The 20237-nt window shown below is 66.1% G+C and carries 17 protein-coding genes; 10 read left to right on the forward strand and 7 right to left on the reverse strand.

Translation table 11 applies throughout. The annotated features are described in order from the left end of the window. Positions 1 to 12: 12 nt before the first annotated feature. Together C3Y15_RS16170 and C3Y15_RS16175 are read right to left on the reverse strand one after the other, a co-directional pair. Positions 13 to 1290, reverse strand: a complete 1278-nt coding sequence (locus C3Y15_RS16170; protein WP_069240141.1) for an ATP-binding protein — start codon at positions 1288 to 1290, stop codon at positions 13 to 15. Then, positions 1274 to 2032 carry a response regulator gene (locus C3Y15_RS16175; RefSeq protein ID WP_011882047.1) on the reverse strand — a complete coding sequence of 253 codons (759 nt, stop codon included), beginning with the start codon at positions 2030 to 2032 and terminating at the stop codon, positions 1274 to 1276. The genes C3Y15_RS16170 and C3Y15_RS16175 overlap by 17 nt, the downstream gene beginning before the upstream one ends. 327 nt (positions 2033 to 2359) lie before the next feature. On the opposite strand from C3Y15_RS16175, the gene C3Y15_RS16180 reads away from it, so the two are divergent. Genes C3Y15_RS16180 through C3Y15_RS16190 form a run of 3 tightly spaced genes read left to right on the forward strand, consistent with a single transcriptional unit; the run spans position 2360 to position 8292 of the window. Then, a complete protein-coding gene (locus C3Y15_RS16180) occupies positions 2360 to 3643 on the forward strand; it encodes an efflux RND transporter periplasmic adaptor subunit (RefSeq protein WP_069240140.1) in 1284 nt (427 codons plus the stop codon). A gap of 12 nt (positions 3644 to 3655) precedes the next feature. Continuing rightward, a complete protein-coding gene (locus tag C3Y15_RS16185; RefSeq protein ID WP_069246505.1) occupies positions 3656 to 6868 on the forward strand; it encodes an efflux RND transporter permease subunit in 3213 nt (1070 codons plus the stop codon). Continuing rightward, entirely contained in the window at positions 6865 to 8292 is a 1428-nt protein-coding gene (locus tag C3Y15_RS16190) for an efflux transporter outer membrane subunit (protein WP_069240138.1), read from the forward strand. Before C3Y15_RS16185 ends, C3Y15_RS16190 begins: the two co-directional genes overlap by 4 nt. Before the next feature lie 70 nt (positions 8293 to 8362). Here C3Y15_RS16190 and C3Y15_RS16195 read toward each other — a convergent pair whose 3' ends face one another. Further along, complete coding sequence (locus C3Y15_RS16195; RefSeq protein ID WP_069240137.1) at positions 8363 to 9268, reverse strand: LysR family transcriptional regulator; 906 nt, start codon at positions 9266 to 9268, stop codon at positions 8363 to 8365. 95 nt (positions 9269 to 9363) lie between these two features. On the opposite strand from C3Y15_RS16195, the gene C3Y15_RS16200 reads away from it, so the two are divergent. Genes C3Y15_RS16200 through aroE form a run of 5 tightly spaced genes read left to right on the forward strand, consistent with a single transcriptional unit; the run spans position 9364 to position 13216 of the window. Then, entirely contained in the window at positions 9364 to 10314 is a 951-nt protein-coding gene (locus C3Y15_RS16200) for a 2-dehydropantoate 2-reductase (protein WP_059461167.1), read from the forward strand. Further along, positions 10311 to 10703, forward strand: coding sequence for a VOC family protein (locus C3Y15_RS16205; RefSeq protein WP_011882041.1), 393 nt, complete (start codon positions 10311 to 10313; stop codon positions 10701 to 10703). Before C3Y15_RS16200 ends, C3Y15_RS16205 begins: the two co-directional genes overlap by 4 nt. A 1-nt stretch (position 10704) precedes the next feature. Beyond that, complete coding sequence (locus tag C3Y15_RS16210; protein WP_011882040.1) at positions 10705 to 11163, forward strand: MaoC family dehydratase; 459 nt, start codon at positions 10705 to 10707, stop codon at positions 11161 to 11163. Further along, the gene (locus C3Y15_RS16215) at positions 11163 to 12383 is read left to right on the forward strand and encodes a CoA transferase (RefSeq protein ID WP_059623157.1); all 1221 of its coding nucleotides are present in this window, start codon (positions 11163 to 11165) and stop codon (positions 12381 to 12383) included. The genes C3Y15_RS16210 and C3Y15_RS16215 overlap by 1 nt, the downstream gene beginning before the upstream one ends. Then, positions 12383 to 13216 (forward strand): shikimate dehydrogenase, encoded by an 834-nt coding sequence (gene aroE, locus C3Y15_RS16220; RefSeq protein ID WP_059474291.1) that lies wholly within the window; start codon positions 12383 to 12385, stop codon positions 13214 to 13216. The genes C3Y15_RS16215 and aroE overlap by 1 nt, the downstream gene beginning before the upstream one ends. Positions 13217 to 13405: 189 nt before the next feature. Here the strand turns inward: aroE and C3Y15_RS16225 are convergent, their stop codons facing one another. After that, positions 13406 to 15046: a methyl-accepting chemotaxis protein gene (locus tag C3Y15_RS16225; RefSeq protein ID WP_046425283.1), complete on the reverse strand. Its 1641-nt coding sequence runs from the start codon at positions 15044 to 15046 to the stop codon at positions 13406 to 13408. 646 nt (positions 15047 to 15692) lie between these two features. Here C3Y15_RS16225 and C3Y15_RS16230 point away from each other — a divergent pair. After that, a complete protein-coding gene (locus C3Y15_RS16230; RefSeq protein WP_069246603.1) occupies positions 15693 to 16280 on the forward strand; it encodes a YigZ family protein in 588 nt (195 codons plus the stop codon). A 33-nt stretch (positions 16281 to 16313) separates the two neighbouring features. Here C3Y15_RS16230 and ppk2 read toward each other — a convergent pair whose 3' ends face one another. Together ppk2 and ggt are read right to left on the reverse strand one after the other, a co-directional pair. Further along, positions 16314 to 17264, reverse strand: coding sequence for a polyphosphate kinase 2 (ppk2, locus tag C3Y15_RS16235; protein WP_014725030.1), 951 nt, complete (start codon positions 17262 to 17264; stop codon positions 16314 to 16316). A gap of 107 nt (positions 17265 to 17371) precedes the next feature. Next, positions 17372 to 19096 (reverse strand): gamma-glutamyltransferase, encoded by a 1725-nt coding sequence (gene ggt / locus C3Y15_RS16240; RefSeq protein ID WP_069246506.1) that lies wholly within the window; start codon positions 19094 to 19096, stop codon positions 17372 to 17374. A 375-nt stretch (positions 19097 to 19471) separates the two neighbouring features. On the opposite strand from ggt, the gene C3Y15_RS16245 reads away from it, so the two are divergent. Next, positions 19472 to 19996: a metal-dependent hydrolase gene (locus C3Y15_RS16245; RefSeq protein ID WP_011882032.1), complete on the forward strand. Its 525-nt coding sequence runs from the start codon at positions 19472 to 19474 to the stop codon at positions 19994 to 19996. Here C3Y15_RS16245 and C3Y15_RS31980 read toward each other — a convergent pair. Beyond that, positions 19929 to 20237: hypothetical protein (locus C3Y15_RS31980; protein WP_243860228.1), on the reverse strand; the 309-nt coding region annotated here is incomplete at its 5' end. The genes C3Y15_RS16245 and C3Y15_RS31980 overlap by 68 nt on opposite strands.

A 20237-nucleotide genomic window follows, 5' to 3' on the forward strand; every position in this document is an offset into this window, starting at 1 on the left:
CTTCATCACGCCTCACCGCGCGCCACTGTTGTTCGGAAACCTCATCGTGATGACGAGCCCGCCGTCGGCCGCGTTGGCAATCTGCAGCGTACCGCCGTGATGGCGAACGAGGCGGCGCACGATGGCGAGGCCGAGGCCGCTGTGCGCGGTGCCGCCGCGCGCAGGATCGAGCCGGACAAACGGACGCAGCACGCGGTCGAGGTCCGGCTCGGACACGCCTGGCCCGTGATCACGCACCACGAGCTCGTAGTGCCCGTCATGCGCTCGCGTGGCGATTTCCACGGGCGGCTCGCCGTAGGTCAGCGCATTTTCGACGAGGTTCGAGAGAATGCGGTCGATATCCACGATGGGCAGCGTGAAGTCCGGCCCGGCGCGCAGATCGAGCATCACCAGCGCGTCGGTGTCCGCTGCGCCGCCGGGAGCCAGCGCGTCGGTGTAATCGCGCCGGCAGTGGGCGTCCACGCTCGTCTGCGGCGAACTTTCAGGGCTTTCGCGGGCGAAGTCCAGAAACTGCGTGATGACGCGCGACATCGATTCGGTGTCGCGCAGAAAGCCGTCGCGATCGCCGGGATCGGTCAGCAGATCCGCACGCACCTGCATGCGCGTGAGCGGCGTACGCAGGTCGTGCGCGATGCTCGCGAGCATCACGGCGCGCTCGCGTTCGGCCTCGGCCAGTTCGCGCGTCATGTCGTTGAAGTCGTCGATCAGTTCGCGCACTTCACGCGGTCCGCGCTTGCGCACGAGGCTCGCATGAACGCCCGTACGATGCTCGCGCGCCGCGGCAGCGAGGTCGCGCACCGTCCCGTTGAACCGCCACGCGAGCATCACCGCGACCACGACGGCAAACGCCAGCGTCAACGCCAGCGCGCCGGTGAAGCGGTAGAGCGGCACATCGGCCTGCGGCAGCACGATGCCGCGCGCGCTGCCCGCGGGGAGCACGCGCAGCGTGCCGTCGCCGTCCATTGCCACGTGGGTGCCCGACGGCAGCACGTGCCGCAATTGCCGTTCGATCGGCCCATTGGTGTCGCCGCGAAAGCGCTGCGCGTCGGCGGCCGGCAATTGCTTCAGGTCCGCGAACGAAATACCGAGGATGTCGGCCACCGACCGATCGCCGCCGCTCCCCCGCCCGCCCATGCTCGCGGCAGCCTCCACGACGCGCGAAATATGGAAGGCGGCAAGGCTCGCGCGGCTTTGCTCGATCAGCAGCAGCGACGTGAGGTGAACCAGCACGAGCAGGCCCACCGTGGTGACGACGAGCCGCCCGAACATCGAATCAAACGGATTCTTCATCGGCCGGGTTGTCGGGAATGAACATGTAGCCGATGCCGCGCATGGTCTGCAGCCGTCGGGGATTGGACGGGTCGTCCTCGATCAGGCGGCGCAGGCGCCATACCGGCACGTCGATGCCGCGCTCGGTCACGTCGGCGTCCGGACCGTGGAGCAGCTCGATGAGCCGCGTACGCGACAGCGTTTCCATCGGATGCGAGGCCAGCACTTCGAGCAGCGCGTACTCGCCGCCCGTGAGCTTGACGGGCGCGCCTTCGCACAGCAGCGTGCGCGTCGAGAAATCCAGCTCGAAACGGCCGAACCGGCACGGGGCGCGCTTCTCCTGGACCACCGCGGGCGGCGGCGGCCCCTGCCGGCGCAGCACTGCATGGATGCGCGCGAGCAGTTCCTGCGGCATGAACGGCTTGCCCAGATAGTCGTCCGCGCCCAGTTCGAGCCCCAGCACGCGGTCCACGCCTTCGGCGCGCGCGGTCAGCATGATGACCGGAATCGTGTCGCCGCGCGCGCGCAACTGCTTGAGCGCGGTGAGGCCATCGACGCCCGGCATCATGAGATCCAGCACGATGATGGACGGCCGTTCGCGCTCCAGCCGCCGCGCGAGATTCGTGGCGTCGTGCAGAACGGAGAACGCAATGCCGCGCTGCTGGAAGAACTTGCGCAGCAGGTCGCGCAGTTCGGCGTCGTCGTCGACGAGCAGGACTTGCAGCGCGGAGTCGGGGATGGAAGGTGCGTGCACTTCGGGCATTCAGGGCGGCGTGAGGACGAAATGATGGTAGCCCGGAGAGGGCCCGGCTGGCTTTCGGAATATTACCGAGAATTGCGCCCGCTGACGAAACCCGCACGAAGACCCGGCCGCGACGGTAGTTCGTACGCCGAAAGCCCGGTTCTCTTTCGGCCGTATTCGCGCGTCACGGGACAGTAAGTTTCCGTAAGCACGAAAAAATGCGCCGTCGGTAGCGTTACGCCTTGCCCAGTACCGGTTCCGTCGGGGCGCCACCAAGGTGCGCCGGAAGCGTCCGGTGCCGTCCCGTTCTCGCATCGCGCGACGTCGCGATGTCCAAACAGGTCCAAGATGAAGACGCCAATCCTCCCCAACCACGCGCACCGCCGCATGACGTGCAGGCCGCGCCAGCTGTTTGCCGCCCTCTCGATACTGGCGATAGTCGGCACCGCCGGCTGCAACAGGCAAGCAGGCGGGCCGCCCGGCGGCGCCACCGCGCAGACCGCGCAGGTGGGCGTGCTCACGCTCGCGCCGCAGCGCATCGTCGAAACCACCGAACTCTCCGGCCGCCTTTCCTCGCAGAAGGTCTCCGACGTCCGACCGCAGGTGAGCGGCATCATCCTCAAGCGCCTGTTCGTGGAAGGCGGCGACGTGAAGGCCGGCCAGGTGCTCTACCAGATCGATCCGGCCACCTACCGGGCGGCCTACGACCAGGCGCGCGGCACGCTCGAAAACGCCCGCGCCACGTTGGCCGATGCGAAGACGAAAGCGGACCGCTACACGGAACTCGTGAAGATCAACGCCGTGAGCAAGCAGGACTACGACGACGCCGTCGCCGCCGTCCACCAGGACGCCGCCACCGTGACGGCCGACGCGGCCGCGCTCGAATCGGCGCGCGTGAACCTCGAATACACGCGCGTGCGGGCGCCCATTTCAGGACGCATCGGCGCCTCCACCGTGACGGAAGGCGCGCTCGTCACGTCCGACCAGACCACTGCGCTCGCCACCATTCAGGCGTTCGACCAGATGTATCTCGACGTCACGCGCCCCAGCACGGAGTGGCTGAAGCTGCGCAAGGCCTTCGCTTCGGGGCGCCTCAAGAAGACGGGCAGCGACAGCGCCGCCGTCACGCTCGTGATGGAGGACGGCACCGAATACGCCCACGCCGGCACGCTGCAGTTCTCAGGCGTGACGGTCGATGCCACGACGGGCTCGGTCACGCTGCGCAGTACGTTCCCGAACCCCGAACGCGAATTGCTGCCCGGCATGTTCGTGCGTGCGCGCCTGGAAGAAGGCGAGAACGACGACGCGATACTCGTGCCGCAGATGGCCGTGACGCGCGCGTCGGACGGCAGGGCGAGCGTCTACGTGGTGGGTGCGGCCGGCAATGCGCAGCAGGTGCAGGTGACGGCCGACAACGCATTCCGCGACCAGTGGATCGTGACCTCGGGCCTGCACGCCGGCGACCGCGTGATCGTGAGCGGCCTGCAGAGCGTGCATGCGGGCGCGCCGGTCAAGGTGGCCGCCGATACGCCGCAGACGCAGGGGAACGCGGTATCTGCGGCATCTGCGGCGTCCGCTGCCACCGACACATCCGCAGCCGGCACGGCCTCGCCCGTGTCGGCGCAACACTAGGCGGAGCGCGGCATGGCAGAGTTCTTCATCAAGCGTCCCATCCTCGCGTGGGTCATGGCCATCGTCATCATGCTGGTGGGCGCGGCGGCGGTGACGACCCTTCCCGTTGCGCAGTACCCCACCATCGCGCCGCCCTCGGTGCAGGTGACGGCCACCTACCCCGGCGCCTCCGCCGACACGGTGGCCGCAACCGTGACCCAGGTGATCGAGCAGAAACTGAGCGGCATCGACAACGTGCTGTACATGTCGTCCACGAGCAGTTCCGCGGGACAGGCCACCATCACGTTGACGTTCAACCCCGGCACCAACCCCGACATCGCGCAGGTGCAGGTGCAGAACAAGGTGTCGCAGGCCACGCCCACCCTGCCTCAAACGGTGCAGGAGCAAGGCGTGCAGGTGGCGAAGGCGTCGACGAGCTTCCTCATGATCGTCGCGCTGTCGTCGCCGGGCGGCACCTGGAATTCGGTGGATCTCGGCAACATCGTCGCCACCCGGATCGAAGACCCGCTCTCGCAGTTGAACGGCGTGGGCGACGTGACGCTGTTCGGCGCGCAGCACGCCATGCGCATCTGGCTCAATCCGGTGAAGCTGCACAGCTTCGGACTCGCGACCTCGGACGTCACCACGGCCATCACGAACCAGAACGTCGAGCTTTCCACCGGCCAGGTGGGCGGCGCGCCGGCCACGGATTCGCAGGCCATCAACGCGACGATCCGCTCGTCGAGCCTGCTCACGACCGCCGACCAGTTCGCCAACATCCTGCTGCGCGTGAACAGCGACGGCTCGCGCGTGCTTCTCAAGGACGTGGCGCGCGTCGAAGTGGGCGGCGACAGCTACGAAACGTCGTCGCGTCTGAACGGCAAGCCGGCATCCGCGCTCGCCATCAAGCTCGCGACCGGCGCCAACGCGCTCGAAGCAGCCAACGCCGTGCGCGCGAAGCTCGCGGAACTGCAGCCGCAATTGCCGAAGGACGTGGCGATCAGCTATCCGTACGACACCACGCCGTTCGTGCGCATCTCGATCGAAGAGGTCGTGAAGACGCTGCTCGAAGCGGTCGTGCTGGTGTTCCTCGTGATGTACCTGTTCCTGCAGAACGTGCGCGCCACGCTGATTCCCACCATCGTCGTGCCGGTCGCGCTGCTCGGCACGTTCGGCGTGATGTCGATGATCGGCTTCTCGATCAACGTGCTGTCCATGTTCGCGATGGTGCTCGCCATCGGCCTGCTGGTGGACGATGCGATCGTGGTGGTGGAAAACGTCGAGCGCATCATGAGCGAGGAACGGCTCGAACCGAAGGAAGCCACCCGCAAGGCGATGGGCCAGATCACGGGCGCGCTGATCGGCGTGACGACGGTGCTCACCGCCGTGTTCATTCCGATGGCGTTCTTCTCCGGCTCGACGGGCGCGATCTACCGGCAGTTCTCCATCACGATCGTCTCGGCGATGCTGCTGTCGGTCATGCTCGCGCTCACGCTCACGCCGGCCCTGTGCGCCACGCTGCTCAAGCGCGCGGACGTCGAGCACCACGAGAAGCGCGGCTTCTTCGGCTGGTTCAACCGCTGCTTCGCGAAAGGCAACGCGGGCTACAGCAGTTCGCTCGCCCGCGTGGTCGCGAAGCCCGCGCGCTACATGCTGGTCTACGGCGCGATCGCCGGCATCGTGGCGTTGCTCTACGTCACGCTGCCCTCCTCGTTCCTGCCCGACGAAGACCAGGGCTACTTCATCGTGTCGATCAGCGCGCCGGCGGGCACGCCGGCATCGCGCACGCTGAAGACGGTGGAGGCCGTGGAGCAGTACGTGCTGAAGGACGAACCGGGCGTCAAGCAGGTGATCGCCATCAACGGCTTCAGCTTCAACGGCCAAGGACAGAACAACGCCATCGCGTTCGTGACGCTCAAGGACTGGAGCCTGCGCGGTTCGCGCGACAGCGCGCAGGCCATCATCGCGCGCGCCAGCCAGCATTTCGCCGCGAATCGCGATGCGCGCATCTTCGTGCTGAACCCGCCCGCCATTCAGGAGCTCGGGACCCAAAGCGGCCTCGACTTCGAGATAGAGGACCGCGGCGGCGCGGGCCACGACAAGCTGCTCGCCGTGCGCAACCAGTTTCTCGGCATGGCGTCGAAGGAACCAACGCTCGCGATGGTGCGCCCGTCCGGCCTCGAGGACACGCCGCAGCTCCAGGTGGACATCGACCGCGAAAAGGCCAACGCGCTGGGGCTTTCCGTCGCCGACCTCAACGACACGTTGCAGACCGCGTTCGGTTCGTCCTACGTGAACAACTACATCGACACGGGGCGCGTGCAGAAGGTGTATGTGCAGGCGGATGCGCCGTATCGCATGATGCCTTCCGACCTCGGCGACTGGTACGTGAAGGCGGGCAGCAGCTCATCGGGTTCGTCGTCTTCGTCTTCGGGCACCACCACGGGCACGAGCACCGTGACGAACACCACCGGCTACGACGCCACGATGGTGCCCTTCTCGTCGTTCGCAACGAGCCGCTGGACGTTCGGCCCGCCGCAGATCGAGCGCTACAACCGGCAGCTCGCCATGGGCATTTCGGCCGCCACGCGGCCCGGCGTCAGCACCGGCGAAGCGATGAATGCCGTGGAGCGGCTCGCGCGCAAACTGCCGCCCGGCTTTGCCCTGGAATGGACGGGACAGTCCTACCAGGAAAAGCAGGCCGGCTCCCAGGCCACGACGCTCTATGCGATCTCGCTCGTCGTCGTGTTCCTGTGCCTGGCGGGTCTCTATGAAAGCTGGTCGATTCCGCTCGCGGTGGTGCTCGTGGTGCCGCTCGGCGTGCTCGGCGCGCTGCTCGCCGCGCACGGCCGCGGTCTGTCGAACGACATCTACTTCAAGGTCGGGCTGCTGGCCACCATCGGCCTCTCCACGAAGAACGCCATTCTGATCGTCGAGTTCGCAAAGGACCTGCAGGCCGAGGGGCACGGCCTCGTGGACGCCGTGCTCGAAGCCGCCCACTTGCGGCTGCGCCCCATCCTCATGACCTCGCTCGCGTTCGTGTTCGGCGTGCTGCCGCTCGTCATCAGCACGGGCGCCGGCGCCGGGGCGCGGCATGCGATCGGCACGGGCGTCACGGGCGGCATGATCGCGGCCACGGTGCTCGCCATCTTCTTCGTCCCGGTCTTCTTCGTCGTAGTGCGCAGGCTGTTCAAGGAACACGGTCACGCCACCGACTCCGCTGAAATCAACGAGGGCAACGCATGAAACGCACACTGATCGCCCTTCTTTGCGCGGGCGCACTCGGCGCCTGCTCACTGGACCCGACGTACCAGCGGCCCGCAGCGCCGATCGACAACACGTGGTCCACCGCGGCCGCGCCGGCGCAGCCGCAGACGGCGCAGAGCACCGCTGCGGCACCGCTGGGTGCCGACCTCGGCTGGCGCGACTTCTTCAAGGACCCGCGCCTGCAAAAGCTGATCGAACTCGCGCTCGCGAACAACCGCGATATGCGCGTGGCCGCGCTCAACGTGGCGCAGTACGAAGCGCAGTACCGCATCGCGCGCGCCAACCTCGGGCCGGCCATCGACGCGTCGGGGTCCGTCACGCGCGAACACATGGCCGGCTCCACGAGCGCATACAGTTCGAGCAGCGCGAGCGTGGGTCTCACGTCGTGGGAAATCGACTTCTTCGGCCGCCTGCGCAGCCTGAAGCGCCAGGCGCTGGAACAGTACCTCGCCACGGATGCCGCGCGCACCAGCACGCAGATCAGCCTCATCGCGACCGTCGCCACCGACTATCTGCAACTGCTCTCCGACGAGGCTTCGTTGCAGATCGCGCAGAACACCGTGGCCGCCGACCAGCACACCTACGACCTCACGGTGAACATGATGAAGCTGGGCAGCGCGTCGCTGCAGGACGTGCGCCAGGCCGAAAACTCGCTGGCGAGCGCGCGCTCGAGCCTCGCCTCGTACACGCGTGCGGTGGCGCAGGACCGCAACGACCTGGTGGCCGAAATCGGCGCGCCGCTGCCCGACGATCTGCCCCAGGGCCCTTCGCTGATGGAAAGCGAGCACACCCTCGCGGACATCGGCGCAGGCGTGCCGTCGGATCTGCTCGCGCGCCGGCCCGACATCGTCGAAGCGGAGCACACGCTCAAGGCGGCCAACGCCAACATCGGCGCGGCGCGCGCCGCGTTCTTTCCGAAGATCGAGCTGACGGCTTCCGCGGGCACCACGAGCAGCGGCCTCTCGAACCTCTTCAAGGCGGGCACGGGCGCGTGGGCGTTTGCGCCGTCCATCTCGGTGCCCATCTTCGACTTCGGCTACAACCGCGCGTCGCTGGACGTGGCGAAAGTCGAAAAGGACATCGACGTCGCCAACTACGAAAAGGCCATTCAGACGGCGTTCAAGGAAGTGTCGAATGCGCTGGCGGGACGCACGACGTACGTCACGCAGGTGGCCGCGGACCGCGACTACGTGAGCTCGGCGCAGCAGTACTACGACCTCGCGCAGGCACGCTACCGCAGCGGCACCGACAGCTTCCTGACCCTGCTCGACGCGCAGCGCACGCTTTACACGGCGCAACAGCAGCTCGTCACCGACATGCTCGCCAAGCAGTCGAACCTGATCACGCTGTACAAGGTACTGGGCGGCGGCTGGTCGGAGACGAGCGCGGTGGCGCAGCGGTAGTCGGGCGAATCGGCTATGGGTCGCGTGCGTCGACGAGGGGGCATTCCGTTCGGCCGCACGCCCCGTCGGATCACCCCCCGCTGCAAAACAACTGCGCAACCAGACTCCGCAGCCACCGGTTTCCCGCTTCGTGGTGGTATCGGGCATGCCAATGCTGTCGGACCGCAAATCCATCGACGGGAACCGGACAGGCGTGCACGGTCAGATCGTTGATTTTCGCCAGCGTCTCGCCGATGTGGCGCGGCAGTGTCGCGATCAGATCGGTGCTTTCGATGATCGCACCAAGCCCAAGGAACCCCGGCAACTCCAGCACGACTTCGCGCTCGATCTGCTCGCGCAACAGCGCCTGTTCGAGTAGCTGCGCGCCCGTCCCGGCCGTGATCGCGACATGCCCCTCGGTGCGGTACTGCTTCAGCCCCAGTCGGGTCTTTAGCCGCGGATGATGGCGATTCGTCAGACAGACCCAGTCCTGCAGGTACAGCTGCTGCTGATAAATCCCGCCGCCAAGCCAGGGCACGTGACCGATGGCCAGGTCCGCCTCGCCGGACTCCAGCGCCCGTTCCGTGTTGCCGTCGATACGCGCCGCTTCCAGCCGGATACCGGGCGCCTGCTCGCGCACGTGCGCCAGCATTCGCGGCAGTAGCGTGATGTGACTGGCGTCGGTCATGCAGATCCGGAAGCGCCGTTTCGCGGTGACCGGATCGAACGCAATTTCCCAGGCCGCAAAGCGCCGCAGCGATTCCAGAATTTCCCGGCAAGGGCCGATCAGCGCATCGGCCTGCGGCGTCGGCGCCATGCCGGTCGGCGTTCGTATGAAGAGCGGATCCTGCAGATGATCCCGCAGACGCCCCAGCCAGATGCTGATCGTCGGCTGACTTTGTCCCAGCTGTTCGGCCACGCGCGTCACGCTGCGGACATCGTAGAGGAGATCGAACAGCTGCAGCAGCTTCAAATCCGGGAGGGGGGCCGCGCTCATAGCACTATTGCTCTACGTAATGACGTCATTGCGATCATAGCATTGCGAGAATGGGCGTCCGCTCGTATCTTGATCTGCACGTTAAGGAGACGGCAGTGAAGATTGCAATTCTGGGCGCCGGCGCATTGGGCTGTGCGATTGGGGCCGCGCTGACCGAAGGCGGCAATGAAGTCTGGTTGCTGAACCGCTCGGCGGCGCACGTCGAGGCAATGAGGCGCGACGGTCTACGGGTAGACGACAGGAACGGCTCGCGTCACGTGAAAGTTCACGCCACGACGCGGGCCGCTGAGGCCGGTGTCGTCGATCTGGTCATTGTGCTGGTCAAGTCGTTCGATACCGACGCCGCGATGCGCGGCGCAGTCGAACTGATCGGGCCGGAAACGCTGGTGCTGTCGTTGCAGAACGGCCTTGGACATGAAGATGTGCTGGCCGACATCGTAGGGCGCGAACGCGTGCTGGCCGGCAAGACCTATGTCGGCGGCGTCATGCGCAATCCGGGGCACATCGAATCGGGCGTCGCCGGCAAAGCCACTCACATTGGCGAGCTGGACGGTCGCATCACCCCTCGCGCGAACGCGATCGCCGACACGTTCAACGCATCCGGACTGGACACGACGGTCAGCGCCAATATCGTCGGCACGATGTGGGACAAGCTGCTGGTCAACGTCGCGACCGGCGCACTGACCGGCACGACCGGCCTCACCTACGGCCAGCTTTACGACGAACCGCTCTTGAAGGCGACTGCACTCGCAGCAGTCGCAGAAGCGATGGCGGTCGCCCGCGCCGCCGGCGTGACTCTTTCCACGGACGATCCCGAACGCGCCTGGACGCTCGCCGGCGAAGGGCTTTCGCCGGGCTTCAAGACGTCGATGCTGCAAAGCCTCGAGAAAGGATCCATCACCGAGATCGACTTCATCAACGGCGCGGTCGTGCGCTGGGGGCAACGGCACGGTGTGCCGACCCCGGTCAACGCAACGCTGGTCGCCTGCATCAGAGGCATCGAGCGCGGCATGGCCGACCGGAAAAAACAGGAGACAACCGCATGAACGGCAGCAAGGCTTATCTCGAACACGTGGCGATCTGGGTCAAGGATATCCACTGGCATATCCGCTTTTTCGAAGACGTGCTCGGCATGACGATGCGCGAGGTCGACGGCACCGTCGACGCACCGCGCCAGTACTGGACGCTCGGCGGCCTGCAATTCATCCACGCCCCCGACCACGATGCCCCGGAAGGCCGGCTCGGCCATCTCGGCGTGATGTGCGAAGACATGGAAGCCGCGCTCGCCGCGGCGCAAAGGTACGGCGTCACCGAGATGCCGCAGGGACGCAACTGGTTGCGACTGCCTGACGGTCTCGCCATCGAACTGATCCAGGCAAGGCCCGCCTCGTGCGTGGCGCGCGCATTGGCTATCGACCCGCGTGCGGAGGCTTGAGATGACGATCGTCGAGAAATACTGGGACGACGCCCGCGAAGGCGACGAGTGCGTCAGCCCGACTTACACCGTCACCAAAGCGCGCATCCTGGCTTATGCGGAATTGACCGGCGATCACACGCCGGTGCACGTCGATGAGGACTACGCGAACGCGAGCCACTTTGGCTCGATCGTCGCGCACGGCCTGTTCGGCTTGTCGATTGCGGACGGCCTCAAGACTCAGAGCGCGTACCGCTTTCTGCCGGGCATGTCGCTCGGCTGGACCTGGGACTTCGATCTGCCGATCAAAGTGAACGACGTGCTGCACGTGAAATTCCGCGTCGGCACGATGCGGGCCAGCAAGAGCCGTCCGGGCTGGGGCATCGTCGTGCTGCCGTCGCAGCTGATCAATCAGGACGGCCAGGTCGTCCAGCATGGCGAGCACCGCTTGATGGTGCCGCGCCGACCGGGAGCATTCTGATGCAGGCACGTCCGCTCGAAGGTATTCGCGTCGTCGACTACAGCCACTTTCTCGCCGGTCCGTATGTCGGGCGCTGTCTTGCGGCGCTCGGCGCCGAAGTCATCAAGGTTGAACGTCCCGCCACCGGCGACGCAGGGCGTCAGCATGCGACCGTGCTCGATGACGAGCAAAGCGCCTATTTTCTGCAGATGAACATGGGCAAGCGCGGCGTCAGCGTCAACATGCGCGACCCGCGCGGCAAGGAGTTCATGCAGCGCCTGTGCGATTCGGCCGATGTGTTCGTCGAGAACTACCGGCCCGGCGCGCTGACCCGGCTCGGACTCGGCTACGACGAACTGTCGGCGCGTAATCCAGGCCTCGTCTACTGCTCGATCTCCGCCTACGGCCACACGGGACCGGACGCGCACCGCGCCGGTTTCGGCCTGATTGCCGAGGCCAAGAGCGGGATCATGCAGATGATCGGGAATCCGGGCGAACCCCCGCCGCTGATGCGCATCTCGCTCGGCGACATGTACACCGGCATTCATGCGGTGGCGGCCATCAATGCCGCGCTGCTCGGTCGCGTGAAGAGCGGCCGGGGACAGCACATCGACATGGCGCTGTACGACACGCTCGTTTCGATGCACGAATACGCGGTGCAGTGCTACACGATGCAGGGCATCGTTCCCGAACAGACCGGTCAGGACATGCCTGCCTCGACGCTCTACGGCGTGTTTCGTGCGGCGGATGGCGACCTCGTGATCGCCGCCCAGGTCGACGACGCGTGGAAACGCTTCGCGGCCCTGGTGGAGGCGCATGGCGGGCCTGCCGGCTTCGGTACGGACCCGCGGTTCCACACGCTGAACGGGCGCAATGCCAACCGGCTCGAGATTCTGTCGGTGGTGAAGCCGTGGATTGCCGGACGAGCGGTCGCGGCGGTGCTGGAACTGCTCGACGGCATCGACGTACCGTGCGCGAAGGTGCAGCGCATCGACGAGGTGCTCGCCGACCCGCAGATCATCGCGCGCGGCATGGTGCTCGAGCAGCAACACCCCCGCTTCGGCACCTTGCGCCTGCCCAATCTGCCGTTCCGTTTTTCCGACTGCGATACGACCATCCGCGAGGTCGGGCCGGACCTCGGTCAGCACAATGCGGAAGTGGCAACGTCGCTGGGCTTCACTGCGGCAGAGATTGACGCCATGCAGACCGATGGCGTGTTGTATTCGAAAGTGAGGCCGTGATGAGCGACCAGTACGCAGTGATCGGCAATCCGATCGGACACACGAAATCGCCGCTGATTCATGGGTTGTTTTCTGAAGAATCGCATCAGGACATCTCGTACACGGCGATCGAAGGACCGCTGGAGCCGGACGACGCTTTCGCGGCGACGGTGCGGTCGTTTTTCGCCGCCGGCGGCAAGGGCATGAACGTGACGGCCCCCTTCAAGCTGAAGGCGTTCGCGATGGCCGACGAACGCAGCGAGCGCGCCGCACTCGCCGGCGCGGCGAATACGCTGAGCTTCAGGGACGGCCGCATCATCGCGGAGAACTTCGATGGCGTCGGCCTGGTACGCGACATCGAAGTCAACCTGAACCTGCCGATGGCCGGCAAGCGCGTGCTGGTGCTCGGCGCGGGAGGCGCGGTGCGCGGCGCACTGCTGCCGTTCATCGCGGCGCGTCCTGCGGAACTCGTCGTCGCGAACCGGGATGTCGCGAAGGTCGAGGCGCTGATCGCACGAGTCGCGACCGGCGATTCTCTCGTCGCTTGCGGGTACGGCGACCTCGCAGCCATGGGACGCTTCGACCTCGTCGTCAACGCGACGTCGGCGAGCCTCAGCGGCGAACTCCCGCCAGTGCCGCCGAGCGTATTCGACCCGCGCGGAGCAGCTTACGAGCTCGTCTACGGCAAGCGTCTCACCCCGTTCCTGAGACACGCGCGCCACGCCGGCGTGCTGGGTATCGCGGATGGTGTCGGGATGCTCGTGGAGCAGGCGGCCGAAGCATTCGCATGGTGGCGGGGCGTACGGCCTGAGACGCGCGCGGTGATCGACCGGCTGACCGTTCCGCTCGATTGAACGGGCGCGATCGACAACAGTCGCTCCCGTTCGATATCCGTCGGATGCATTTCCCCCATGACCTGGGTCCGAACCCAGGTCGGGGCGAATTCAATGACGCAATCGACTCGTGGTGAACCGGCCTCGCCATCGCGTGCCGCTCGCAACCGGGGTGTTCATGACTGCGGTCGGCGTGGACGTCGCCGCCCTCTACGCTGCGACCGCGGGCGGGCGAGCGGCGGTTGCCGAACGAGGCGCTGCCGTTTGGGGGGCAGCGACGCGCGGCGCGGATGCGCTCACGTCGTCGATCTTGAAGACGGACACCGCGTCACGCAGCGCCTGGGCCTGCTGGGCCATCGACTGCGTAGCAGCCGATGCCTCCTCGACCAGCGCGGCATTCTGCTGGGTCACCTGGTCCATCTGGCTGACCGCTTGACTGACCTGCTCGATACCCGTGCTCTGCTCCGCCGCGGCGGCAGCCATTTCGCTCATGATGTCCGTCACGCGCTTCACCGACTGAACGACCTCGCTGATCGTGCTGCCCGTTTCCTCGACGAGCTTCGAACCCGCGTCCACCCGGCTCGCCGAGTCGCCGATCAGATCCTTGATTTCCTTGGCTGCGCTGGCACTGCGCTGGGCAAGCGTGCGGACTTCGCCTGCCACGACGGCAAACCCCCGCCCTTGCTCACCGGCGCGAGCTGCCTCGACCGCCGCATTGAGCGCGAGGATGTTGGTCTGGAATGCGATTCCTTCGATGACCGTGATGATCTCCGCCATTTTGGCCGAGCTGTCGGAGATGCCGTGCATGGTCTCGACCATCCGCCCGACCACTTCGCCGCCGCGCTGCGCGATGTCTGACGCGGTATTTGCCAGCGAGGTCGCCTGCCTTGCGTTATCGGCGTTGTGACGAACCGTGCCGGCCAGTTCTTCCATGCTCGACGCCGTTTGCTCCAGTGACGCTGCCTGCTCTTCGGTGCGGGAGGACAAGTCGGTGTTGCCGCTCGCAATTTGCGCGCTGGCCGTCGCCACGCTTTCCGCATTGCTGCGGACACTGCGCACGACGTCGGCGAGCGAACGTTGCATGGCGCCAAGCGCAGCCAGCAATGGCGAGATTTCGTCGGCATGGGAATCGACGACTGCAACGGTAAAGTTGCCATCGCGAACGCGTTCAGCCACTTTCTGCGCTTCGCCAATACGGCTGCGAAGGCTGCTTCCGATATACCAGGAGAACGCAATGAGGCCGCTCGCGATTATCGCCACGAGGCTCACCAGCAGCACCCGGATCGACTGCAAGGCTCCCTCGATTGCCGCGACCTGACCGCCAAGTTGCTCGCCTTGTCTCGCCCGCTCCTCGCCCAGCCATTTCTGAATGCGTGCGAAGGTCGGGGCCGTCTGCGTTGTCAACATCTGGAACGCTTCGTCACGATGGCCATCCTGAACCAGCCGAAGATTGGCATCCGCCACCGGCCACGCGTCGGCCTGCATTTTGAGCCAGACATTCCGAAAGGCTTCCCTTCCTTCCTCGGTGGCAATGTTGCTCAAGAACGCATCATCGTTGCGACGAATCTGCTGGCGCGCCGCATCGATGCTCTGCGCGGCAACCAGTACGTCGCCAGGCGACGACACCAGCATCGCGTGCCGCAAATTCAGCAATACCTGCGTCACGCTGAGTTCAGTGCTGGCAATGCGCTCCAGCTGTTGCATGCGCACATTGCCCGCAGCGGCTGCAATACGCTGCGCATCGGTCAACTGGATCCACGAGATCGCGGCGACTGCCGTCAAGGCAACGATCAATGTGGCCGACACTGCGTACAGGCGATGAGTCAGGCTGAATCGCGCAAGGAGTTTCATGGGCAATGAATGGAGAGAGTGATCGATCAAGCGGCAAAATCCACGCAGCGGGCATGGGCCAGCGCCTGCCGACGCGGCGCCCACTGACACAACTGATTTACGGCTTGAACGCCGGCCCGGATTAGCGCTCGCTCCAGGAACAGTGCCTTCCTACGATTGCAATGTGTTGGCTTGACCGGTTGTGATAGGCGACTGCGAAGAGATTTCCAACGCTTGCGACACCGTGACGCGTTGCTTTGAGCGACAACACTTGGCCACGTCCTTCAGCCCGATCATTACGTGTGGCTTAAGGCCTGCCGCATCGTTGGGAGCATCGAATGAAGTTTCGCGAGTTGCCGCTGGCAGCGTCGAGCCTTGCCGCGATCCGAAGCCTCTCACCCATCGCGACAACTTGCTGCCGCTTCTTGCGCTCGTGCGCCTCGTGGGCCCCCGCCGCTTCGCCCTCGACACGCGCGCATCCCTACCCTCATCGACACGCATCCGGCCGCAACGAAAGGCACTGACGCGCGGCACGGTAAAATTCGTGCTCGCCGCATTGCGGCGCCGCACCGGGCATGACGTCCGGCGCCGCTTTCCGACGATCGACGACCCCGTGCATCGGCGCCGCCGTCTCGCCGCGTTTCACCCCTTCATCGTGTCCCGGACCATGACTTACTCGCTCGCCACCACCTACACCCGGGAACTCGAAATCCGCAAGAGCCGCTTCATCGCATTCGCGATTCCCGTCGAAGACCGCGACGCTGCGATGCAGGCGCTGCAACAGCTGCGCGACGCGCATCCGGCCGCGACCCACGTCTGCTGGGCGCTGCTCGCGGGCGGACAGTCGGGGATGTCGGACGACGGCGAGCCGTCGGGCACCGCGGGCCGGCCGATCCTCGAAGTGCTGCGCCATCACGATCTGGACGGCGTGCTCGGGGCGGTGGTGCGCTACTACGGCGGCGTGAAGCTCGGCGCGGGCGGCCTGGTGCGGGCATACACCGATGCGATCGCATCGACGCTGCTCGATGCCGAGCGCGTCGAACGGATTCACTACACGCGGCTCGCGATCGAAATCGGCTACCCGGACGAGGCGCGCGTGCGGCGCTGGATAGAACAGGCCGGTTACACGCTCGTCGACAGCGCGTACGGCATGACGGTGCGGCTCGTCGTCAAGCTCCCCGAAACCGCCGCCGCCGCGGCCAAAACGGCGTTGTTCGACCTGACGCAGGGCCGCTCGGGCTTCCCGGCGCTGTGACGCAGGCGGCCGCGCGCGGCGGCCTGCGAATGCTCAATACACCTCGGGGACGATCATGCTGTCCGGCACCTGACGACGGATGTAATCCTCGTGATGCTCGCGCTGCGGCAGATCGATCGTCGGGCGCGGCACCTCGTGATACGGCACCTGGGTCAGCAGATGGTGGATGCAGTTCAGCCGCGCGCGCTTCTTGTCGACGGCCTGCACGACCCACCACGGCGCGTCCGGGATGTGCGAACGCTGCAGCATCTCCTCTTTCGCGGCCGTGTAGGCTTCCCAGCGGCGACGGCTCTCGAGATCCATCGGGCTCAGCTTCCACTGCTTCAGCGGATCCTCGATGCGGCTCTGGAAGCGCAGCTCCTGCTCGGGGTCGGTGATCGAGAACCAGTACTTGACGATCTGAATCCCGCTGCGCACGAGCATCTTCTCGAACTCGGGCACCGAGCGGAAGAACTCCTCGTATTCGTCGTCGGTACAGAAGTTCATCACACGCTCGACGCCCGCGCGGTTATACCAGCTGCGATCGAACAGCACGATCTCGCCGCCGGCCGGCAGATGCGCGACGTAGCGCTGGAAATACCATTGCGTGCGCTCGCGGTTGTTCGGCGCCGGCAGCGCGGCGACGCGGCATACGCGCGGATTCAGCCGCTGCGTGATGCGCTTGATCACGCCGCCCTTGCCGGCCGCGTCGCGCCCCTCGAAGATCACGACGAGCCGGTGCCCGGTGCTGACGACCCAGTCCTGCAGCTTGACGAGCTCACCCTGCAGCCGGAACAGCTCGCGGAAATACTGCTTGCGTACTTCGCGCCGCTCCGGCGAAAACAGCAGATCGTCGGCATTGTCGAAGCGGCGATCGTCGAGCTCCATTTCGAGCTCTTCGTCGTACGCGTCGACGAGATCTTCCTCCAGACGGCGGCGGCGGTCCTCGCGCGCTTCCGGAGCGGTGAAGTCGTCGGTCTCGGTGCGGTTGTCGTTGTCGCCCATGGGGCCTCCTTCCATCAATTGACGCAAGCAAACGCTTCCATTATCCCAGCGTCGCGCGTCAAATTGATGAAAAAGGGGCCGGTCCGCCGGCGGACCGGCCCGCGCCGTCAGCGGATGATGCGCGTGACGCCGCGCCCGCGCGGGTCGGCCATCGCTTCGGGCGTCCTGCCGTCGATCTTGATCACCTGGATGTCGCCGCTGAAATCCTGCCCCTTCAGCGTATAGCCGCGCGCTTCGAGCTGTGCCGCCAGTTCGCCTTCGATCGGGCGATACGGCTCCCAGTAGATCGTATTCGGCGGCAGCAGCTGATGATGAAAGCGCATCGCGGCCACCGCGTCCTTCAGCGGCATCCTGAAGTCGTAGATGTTGTTGATCACCTGGAAGATCGACGTGAAGATCCGCGAGCCGCCCGGCGTGCCGATCACGAGCGACACCTTGCCGTTCTTCGTCATGATCGTCGGCGACATCGACGACAGCGGGCGCTTGTTCGGCTCGATCGCATTCGCGTCGCTGCCGACCACGCCGAACATGTTCGCGACGCCGGGCTTCGCGGAGAAGTCGTCCATCTCGTCGTTCAGCACGATGCCGGTGCCGTCGGCGATCACGCCCGAACCGAAATAGCCGTTGATCGTGTACGTGTTCGACACCGCGTTGCCCCACTTGTCGACGACCGAGAAGTGGGTCGTCTCGGCCTTCTCCGGCATCGACGTGCCGAGGCCCGGCTGGACGCTCTTCGTATCGCTGATCCGCGACGGGTTCACCTCGGCCGCGCGCTTCGCGAGATACGCGTCGTCGATCAACCGCGCGATGGGCACCTTGTAGAAGTCGGGATCGCCGAGATACTGCGCGCGATCGGCGAACACGCGCTTCTCGATTTCGGCGACGAGGTGAATGTACTGCGGCGAGTTGAGCTTCACGCCGGCGAAGTCCTGCTTCAGGTCGGCCTTCATCTTCAGCAGCTGCACGAGGCCGATGCCGCCCGAGCTCGGCGGCGGCGCGGTGATCACGTCGTAGCCGTTCCATTTCGCCTGCACCGGCTGGCGCCACACCGCGCGGTATTGCGCGAGATCCTCGGTCGTGATGAGCCCGTTGCCGTCGCCCGTCTTCTTCATCGACGCGGCGATCAGCTCGGCTGTCTTGCCCTTGTAGAAGCCGTTCGCGCCGTCGTTCGCGATGCGCGCGAGCACGTCGGCGAGATCGGGCTGCTTGAAGTTCTCGCCGGCCTTCATCGTCGAGAAGTACTTGTCGAAGTTGGTCTTGCCGCCGAACTCTTTCGATGCGTCGACGCCGCGCTGCGCGAGCTGCTCGTCGACGACGAAGCCGTCGCGCGCATAGTGGATCGCCGGCGCGAGCACCTGCTTCCATTTGAGCTTGCCGAAGCGCTTCTGCGCTTCCCACATGCCGGCCACGGTGCCCGGCACGCCGGCCGCGCGCGGGCCGTAGAGGCTCATGCCCTCGACGACGTTGCCGCTCTTGTCGAGGTACATGTCCTTGGTCGCGGCGAGCGGCGCGCGCTCGCGGTAGTCGATGAAGTACGGCTTGCCGTCCTTGTAGATCGTCATGAAGCCGCCGCCGCCGATGTTGCCGGCCTCGGGATACGTGACGGCGAGCGTGAAGGCGATCGCCACGGCCGCGTCGATCGCATTGCCGCCTTCCTTGAAGATCTGCTCCGCAGCGTCCGCGCTGTACTGGTCGGCCACCGCCACCGCCGAGCTCGTCAGCAGCGCCGGCTGGGGCGCCTTCGCCCAGGCCGGCGCGGCCGGCACGAAGCCGAGGCCCGCTGCCGTTACCAGCACCGCGGCGGATGATTTGAACCGGTTCAGCGTAGTCATTGGATGTTCCCCATGTTGAGTTGCGGGGGGCCGGGATCAGGCCCTGATCCGCTTATAGCCGCAGCCGCGACGGCGCCGATATGTCGATTTCGTAGTCGAGATGGGAATATGCAGGAAGAAGTCGTCGGTGGCTACGGATTGCGATGGGCTGTGTGGGGTTGGGTACATGTTGGCGAGGCGGCGCGCGCGAAGTGTGGGGGGGCAGGTCGGCTCGCGTTTGGCGTTGGCGAGCGCCGAGTGCCATCTGCCGAGTGCAAAAAATCCGCGCGCGAATCGCCCGCTACGCGGGCCGATCTGCGAAGATAGCGCCCCGCTTTCGCGTGCGATTCCCGCCCGCCCGGATCGCACGCTTCACGTTTTTTCGTTTCGTCTCGTATGGCATCACACAATGCGCATCATGCGTCGGGATTCGCAGCTGGCGTTGCCGCCGCCGTTCTCGTCGTGCAAACCGGCGCCAGCGGCCCTTGGCATGCGGGCCTGTTCGCAGCATTCGCGGCTGGCGTCGTCGGCGGCACCGCGCCCGACTGGCTCGAAGTCGCGTGGTGGACGCGCAAGCGCCGCCTGTGGATCACGCACCGCACCATCACGCACTGGGGCATCGCCTGGGTTGCGCTGCTCGCGCTCGGCTGGCACGGCCTCACCCATCGTCCGCATCCGCTGTGGGCCGCGCCGCTGTTCGGCTTCGCGTGCGGCGGCGTGATGCATCTGCTCGCCGACTGGCCCAATCCGCTCGGCGTGCCGTGGATCTGGCGGCGTCACTCGCTGAATCTCTGGAAGAGCGGCCACTGCGATCTGCTCGTCGTCGCAGCCGCATGGGGCGGCACGCTTTGGCTCACGCAGTCGCTGTGGACGCGCACGCCCTTGCTCGAGCACTGGCTCGGCTGGTTGCAGCGCGTGTAGGCGCGTTCGGCGCGTCGGTCTCGTCGGTCTCGTCGGTCTCCTCGGTCTCCTCGGTCTCCTCGGTCTCCTCGGTCTCGTCGGTCTCCTCGGTCTCCTCGGTCTCCTCGGTCTCCTCGGTCTCCTCGGTCTCCTCGGTCTCCTCGGTCTCCTCGGTCGCGTCGGTCGCGTCGGTCGCGTCGGTCGCATCGGTCGCATCGGTCGCATCGGTCGCATCGGTCGCATCGGTCGCGTCGGTCGCATC

The organism is Burkholderia sp. B10, from assembly GCF_004368385.1.
Taxonomy (GTDB): Bacteria; Pseudomonadota; Gammaproteobacteria; order Burkholderiales; family Burkholderiaceae; genus Burkholderia; species Burkholderia vietnamiensis.

Coding starts and splice junctions, on each gene's coding strand:
- C3Y15_RS16170 (WP_069240141.1), bottom strand. CDS start 1,290: ATGAAGAATCCGTTTGATTCGATGTTCGGGCGGCTCGTCGTCACCACG.
- C3Y15_RS16175 (WP_011882047.1), bottom strand. CDS start 2,032: ATGCCCGAAGTGCACGCACCTTCCATCCCCGACTCCGCGCTGCAAGTC.
- C3Y15_RS16180 (WP_069240140.1), top strand. CDS start 2,360: ATGAAGACGCCAATCCTCCCCAACCACGCGCACCGCCGCATGACGTGC.
- C3Y15_RS16185 (WP_069246505.1), top strand. CDS start 3,656: ATGGCAGAGTTCTTCATCAAGCGTCCCATCCTCGCGTGGGTCATGGCC.
- C3Y15_RS16190 (WP_069240138.1), top strand. CDS start 6,865: ATGAAACGCACACTGATCGCCCTTCTTTGCGCGGGCGCACTCGGCGCC.
- C3Y15_RS16195 (WP_069240137.1), bottom strand. CDS start 9,268: ATGAGCGCGGCCCCCCTCCCGGATTTGAAGCTGCTGCAGCTGTTCGAT.
- C3Y15_RS16205 (WP_011882041.1), top strand. CDS start 10,311: ATGAACGGCAGCAAGGCTTATCTCGAACACGTGGCGATCTGGGTCAAG.
- C3Y15_RS16210 (WP_011882040.1), top strand. CDS start 10,705: ATGACGATCGTCGAGAAATACTGGGACGACGCCCGCGAAGGCGACGAG.
- C3Y15_RS16215 (WP_059623157.1), top strand. CDS start 11,163: ATGCAGGCACGTCCGCTCGAAGGTATTCGCGTCGTCGACTACAGCCAC.
- aroE (WP_059474291.1), top strand. CDS start 12,383: ATGAGCGACCAGTACGCAGTGATCGGCAATCCGATCGGACACACGAAA.
- C3Y15_RS16225 (WP_046425283.1), bottom strand. CDS start 15,046: ATGAAACTCCTTGCGCGATTCAGCCTGACTCATCGCCTGTACGCAGTG.
- C3Y15_RS16230 (WP_069246603.1), top strand. CDS start 15,693: ATGACTTACTCGCTCGCCACCACCTACACCCGGGAACTCGAAATCCGC.
- ppk2 (WP_014725030.1), bottom strand. CDS start 17,264: ATGGGCGACAACGACAACCGCACCGAGACCGACGACTTCACCGCTCCG.
- ggt (WP_069246506.1), bottom strand. CDS start 19,096: ATGACTACGCTGAACCGGTTCAAATCATCCGCCGCGGTGCTGGTAACG.
- C3Y15_RS16245 (WP_011882032.1), top strand. CDS start 19,472: ATGGCATCACACAATGCGCATCATGCGTCGGGATTCGCAGCTGGCGTT.